Below are 5431 nucleotides of genomic sequence, written 5' to 3'. Positions count from 1 at the left end.
GGTGGTGCTGGTGATGGCGCCCCTGCGCGAGGTCGCGGAGGCCTTGTGCGGCTGGATCGAGCGCTGGGGCGGGCGGGCCAGCCCGGCCAGCGCCGGCCTGCTGGCCACGGCCGGCCCCGGCAGCCTGTTGCTGGAGGTGCTCGCCGAGGACCCGCCGGCGAACCGTTCCTGGCCGGGCGCGCGGGTGCTGATGTGCGGCGAGGGGCACCTGCAGCCGGAGCGTCGCGGCGCCGACTGGGTGGTCGGCCTGCATTGCCTGGACGCCGTGCGCCGGGCCCTGGCACTGGCCCGAGGGGGCGACGAGGCGAGGCCGGGCGCGGTGATCGAGGCGCCGGCGCCGGCCCCCGCCGACCTGGCCGGCCTGCGGGTGCTGATGGTGGAAGACAACCCGATCAACCAACTGATCCTGCGTGACCAGCTGGAGGCCCTCGGTTGCTGCGTCAGCGTCGCCAGCGACGGCCGGCAGGCCCTGCAACGGTGGCTGGATGGACACTTCGAGGTGATCCTCACCGACCTCAACATGCCGCGCATGGACGGCTACCAGCTGGCCGCCGAGCTGCGTCGGCGCGGCTGCCGGCTGCCGATCATCGGCGCCACCGCCAACGCCATGCGCGAGGAGCGCGAGCATTGCCTGGCCGCCGGGATGAATGCCTGCCTGCTCAAACCGGTGGACCTGCAGACGCTGGCGTGCTGCCTGCGCGTGGCCAGGTCGCGGCCGTGAACGGGCGCGGTCGCGCATTCCCGACCCGATTCCGCGATCGTCGATTGACCGGGCTCAGCGCCGCGCGCCCGGCCCGACGCTACCCTGCCGGTGCCCTCGGATGGAGCGCGCGATTTCAGGAGGAACGGGCCCCGGCATGAACGACGATGGTTCGATTCGCAGGCTGCTGCGCAGCTCGCAACGCCTGAACCTCTGGCTGTGCTGGCTGCTGGTGCTGAGCCTGGCGCTGGTCGGTTTCAGCTACTGGGCGCTGCAGCGGCTGCTGGACGAGGAGCGGCGCAAGGTCGAATTCCATTTCGTGCGCCTGCTCGGCGACTTGCGCGAGCACGAGGATTTTCTCCGGCATGTCGACGGCCTGGGAGATGCCGGCGTGGAGCGGGACGAGGCGCCGCGCGCCGAGCGCGGGCTGCCGTTCAGCCTGATCGGCGCGGCCGGCGCCGCGTCGCCCGAGACCGCGCGGCGGATCGACCTGGGCTGGCGCCTGGCGCGCTTGTACACGCGCTTCTGGGGGCCTTCGGCGTACCCGCCGGCGCAGGTGCTGCTGCTCGACCCGCAGGGCGAGAAGGGTATCGCGGTACCGGCGGTGGACGGCCTGCTGGGCGACGTCGGGTTGCGCCAGGCGAGCCTGCCGGCGGCGCTCGCGCAGATCGCCGAACGCCTTCGCGAACGCCCGCCGCGCGGTGATCGGGTGCACTGGGCGCGCGCCGGTGGCTACCTGGGCGCGCGCCTGGCGCTGCTCGGCTACCGCGAAGTGGCGTTGCCGATGGCGCAGTGGGGCGCCGAGCGGCTGGTCGCGGTCAGCCTGCTCGACCCAAAGCGGATCGACGACTACCAGCAGACCCTCGGCCGCCCCTTGTTCGACCGCCTGACGCTGCTGGGGCCCGATGGCCGGCGCCTGCTGGGGCCGCCGGCGAGCGCCGTCGGCGCCGGGCTCAGCCTCGGCCCGGGGGGCTTGCGGGTGCGCCTGCGCAGTGCGGCGGAGCGGGGCTGGGTGGCGGTCTACGACATCGGCTACCCGCTGGTCCTGCGCGACCTGCAATGGTTGCCGCTGCTGCTGCCGACGGCGTTGCTCGGCGGGCTGGCCGGGGCCTGGCTGGGCCGCCGCCGCTACGCCCGGCGGGTGGTGGCGCCGGCACGCCGGGCGCACCTGCGGGTGATCGAGAGCGACGCCTTCAGCCGCACCCTGTTCCAGGTCGCGCCGGTGGCCATGTGCGTGCTCGCCGGCGGCGGCCGGCGGGTGATCCTGCACAATCGGCTGGCGACCCGCTGGCTGGGTGTCGAGGCGCAAATCGTCGAGCTGCTGGGGGGCTGGCGGTTGTTCGACGGCGGGCCGCCCGGGGAAATCTGCACCGAGGTCGGTGGCCGCTACCTGCAGGCGGCTTTCGCGTCGACCCGCTATTGCGGCGAGGAAGGGCTGCTCTGCGTGTTCAAGGATGTCAGCGCGCACCGCGAGGCCCAGCAGGCGCTGCTGGCGGCCAAGCGCGCGGCGGATTCGGCGAGCGCGGCGAAGACGCTGTTCCTGGCCAGCATGAGCCACGAGATCCGCACCCCGCTGTACGCCGTGCTCGGCACCCTGGAACTGCTCGGCCTGGCGCAGCTGGGCGAACAGCAGCGCGATTACCTGCGCACCGCCCAGGGCGCCGCCGGCACCTTGCTCCAGCTGATCAGCGACATCCTCGACGTGTCGCGCATCGAGGCCGGACAACTGGCGCTGGCGCCGGTGGATTTCGACCCGCTGGCGCTGGCCGGGGAGGCCATGCGTGGCTTCGCCGGCGCCGCCGCGGCCCGCCACCTGCAGTTCTACGCCTGTCTCGACGCCGAGCTGCCGCGCAGCCTGCACGGCGACCCCCTGCGCCTGCGCCAGGTACTCGACAACCTGTTGAGCAACGCCCTCAAGTTCACCGACAGCGGGCGCGTGGCGTTGCGCCTGACGGTGCTGGAACGGCGCCCCGGCCGGGTACGCCTGCAGTGGCAGGTGAGCGATACCGGCATCGGTATCGCCGAGGCTGACCAGGCGCACCTGTTCGAGGCCTTCTACCAGGTCGAGGGCGAGCGCCACCGGGGCGCCGGCACCGGCCTCGGCCTGTCCATCTGCCGGCGCCTGGCGCAACTGATGGGGGGCGAATTGCAGTTGGTCAGCGCGCCGGGGCTGGGCAGCAGTTTCAGCCTGGTCGTCGAACTGCCGACCGGCGCTACCGACGCCGCTCCGGAGGTCTGCCTGCCGGGGCGTCCGGTGTACCTGCGCTGCCCGGTGGCGGAGCTGGCGCAGAACCTGGAGGCCTGGCTGCGGGCCTGGGGTGTGCTGGCCCTGAACGGCGAGCCTGCGGCGGGCGGCGAGCCCGGCGCGGTGCTGCTGGAGGTGCTGGCCGAGCCGCTGCCGGCCTCGGCCTGGAGCGGCGCGCGGGTCCGCGTCGAGGCCGGCGCCGGGGGGCCGCCGGTCCGCGCCGACGATGGCGCCTGGCAGGCCAGCCTGTTCGACCCGGACGGGCTGGCCCACGCCCTGGCCCTGGCGCAGGGCGGCGCGGTGCGCATGCCGGCGGCGCCGGCCGAGGCTGCGTTGACGGGCCTCGGCCTGCACGTGCTGGTGGCCGAGGACAACCCGCTGAACCGCGCGCTGCTGCGCGAACAACTGGAGGAGCTGGGCTGCCGGGTGAGCCTGGCGGCCGATGGCGCCGAGGCCTTGCGGCAGTTCGAGGTCGGCAGCTTCGATGTCCTGCTCACCGACCTCAACATGCCGCGCCTCGACGGCTGCGCGCTGAGCCGCGAGCTGCGCCGGCGCGGCGTTGGCCTGCCGATCCTCGGCGTGACCGCCAGCGCCATGCGCGAGGATGGCGAGCGCTGCCGGGCGGCGGGGATGGACGGCTGGCTGGTCAAGCCACTGGACCTGCGAAGCCTGCACGACGCCCTGCGCAGCCTGCGCCGTGACCACGGGGCCGCGCCGGCGCCGCCGGCTACGGGCGGGTTGGAGGTTCCGGCGCGCTTGCGCGGACTGTTCCGCCGCACCCTGGGGCATGACTTGCGGCGCGCCGCGGACGCCGTGCGACGCGCCGACGCGGAAGCGCTCGGGCAGGCGCTGCATCGCCTGGCCGGCGCCCTGGCGGTGGTCCAGGGACACGCCCTGGCGCGCGCCTGCCGGGGGTTGGAGGTTGGCCTGGGAGAGGGGCGGGTCGAGCCGCGGGACGCGCGCGTGCCGCGCCTGCTGAGGCGCATCGCCGCAGCCTTGCGTGCGGTGTGAAGGGTAATCTGCGAGCGAGGCCCGTAGCGAACGGGCGACAGGAGCCAGCGGTGTCGATGGAGAAAGCCAGGGTGGTGGTCGCCGACGACCACGCGATCGTGCGCATGGGCGTGCGCGAAGTGGTCGAGGCCGATCCGCGCTTCGCCGTGGTCGGGGTGGCGTCCAGTTCCAGTGAACTGGTGCGGTTGTGCGCCGGGCTCGCCCCGGACATCGTCATCGCCGACTACAACATGCCCGGCGACGCCAGCTACGGTGACGGCCTGAAGTTGATGGGCTATCTGCTGCGGCACTTCCCGCGCAGCCGCCTGCTGATCTACACCATGCTCAGCAACCAGCTCCTGCTCTCCAGCCTGTACGACCTCGGCGTGGCCGGCGTGGTGCTCAAGAGCGGCGACCTGGGCGAGATCCGCACGGCCCTGAACGCCATCCTGCGCGGGCGGGTGTATCGCTGCCAGCACATGCGCTCCGGGCACAGCGTGGTGGATGCCGGCGACGATATCGAGGGGCGCATCGCCAGCCTGTCGACGCGCGAGTTCGAAGTGCTGCGCTACTTCGTTTCCGGCCTCAGCGTGCGGGACATCGCGCAACTGCTCGACCGCAGCGTGAAGACCGTCAGCGCGCAGAAGGTGGCCGCCATGCGCAAGCTCGACGTGGACAACGACCCGTCGCTGCTGACCTTCTGCATCAAGGCCGAACTCTTTCCCTGAAAGCGTCCCCTGAATACGTCATTGGCTGAATTTTGCGTGGGAAATTCCTTTAGGACTCGTCTGATTCGATGGGTGCGCTCGCGGCCCTAGAGTGTGCATGTCGAGGCTGCGGGCTGCCCTTCGAACCGGGCGCCGCGGCGAGGCGTCCTGGGCATGGCAGGGGCGCCACGGGCCCGCGCCCCTGCGACGCCAGCCTGCGCAACCGCAACGAATGGAGTTCGATCATGCACAACAAACTGCTCGCCGCAGCGCTCCTCCTCGCCGGCGCCAGCCTGGCGGCGGGGCCTTTCCAGGCCGCCCAGGCCGCCCAGCGAGGCCAGATCAACATCACCGGCAAGGTGATCGACACCACCTGCACCGTGGACACCGGCTCGACCTCGGTGAACGTGCCGCTGTCGCCGATCGACAAGTCGCTGCTGGCCGACCCGGGTAGCTACAGCGGTATCAACACGCCGTTCCAGGTCAAGGTCACCGGCTGTTTCGCCGGCAACCCCGCGACCAGCGCCGGGGTGGTTTCCATGGCGTTCATCGCCGACGCCAACGTCGACATGAACGGCAACCTGAACAACAGCGGCAGCGCCGGCAACGTCGCGGTGCAGCTGCTGGACAAGGCGCAGCAGCCGATCAACATCCGCACCGACAGCTACGCCGCGCAGATCGCCCGTGGCGAGGCGGTCACCGCCAGCGGCGAAGTCAACCTGAAGTACTTCGCGCGCTACTTCTCCGCGCTCGGCGGCGCCAGCGCCGGCGACGTGGTCGCGCAGGCGA

Annotated in this window: 4 protein-coding genes; all 4 read left to right on the top strand. The window is 72.5% G+C overall.

Annotated features, from left to right (window positions below):
• On the top strand, positions 1-721 hold a 721-nt coding region (locus P3W75_RS27490; RefSeq protein ID WP_276230475.1), incomplete at its 5' end, for a response regulator.
• A gap of 136 nt (positions 722-857) precedes the next feature.
• Positions 858-3956, top strand: coding sequence for a hybrid sensor histidine kinase/response regulator (locus tag P3W75_RS27485; protein WP_276230474.1), 3099 nt, complete (start codon positions 858-860; stop codon positions 3954-3956).
• 56 nt (positions 3957-4012) lie between these two features.
• Entirely contained in the window at positions 4013-4663 is a 651-nt protein-coding gene (locus P3W75_RS27480; RefSeq protein ID WP_276230473.1) for a response regulator transcription factor, read from the top strand.
• 224 nt (positions 4664-4887) lie between these two features.
• Positions 4888-5431: fimbrial protein (locus P3W75_RS27475; protein WP_276230472.1), on the top strand; the 544-nt coding region annotated here is incomplete at its 3' end.

Source organism: Pseudomonas citronellolis, assembly GCF_029335315.1.
In the GTDB taxonomy this organism is placed as follows: domain Bacteria; phylum Pseudomonadota; class Gammaproteobacteria; order Pseudomonadales; family Pseudomonadaceae; genus Pseudomonas; species Pseudomonas citronellolis_A.
The sequence above is the reverse complement of the archived record's forward strand: the minus strand, read 5'-3'. Positions and strand labels throughout refer to the sequence as shown.

What these genes read in the sequence shown, in the direction of transcription:
- P3W75_RS27480 (WP_276230473.1), top strand. Translation starts at nt 4,013, where the DNA reads ATGGAGAAAGCCAGGGTGGTGGTCGCCGACGACCACGCGATCGTGCGC.
- P3W75_RS27485 (WP_276230474.1), top strand. Translation starts at nt 858, where the DNA reads ATGAACGACGATGGTTCGATTCGCAGGCTGCTGCGCAGCTCGCAACGC.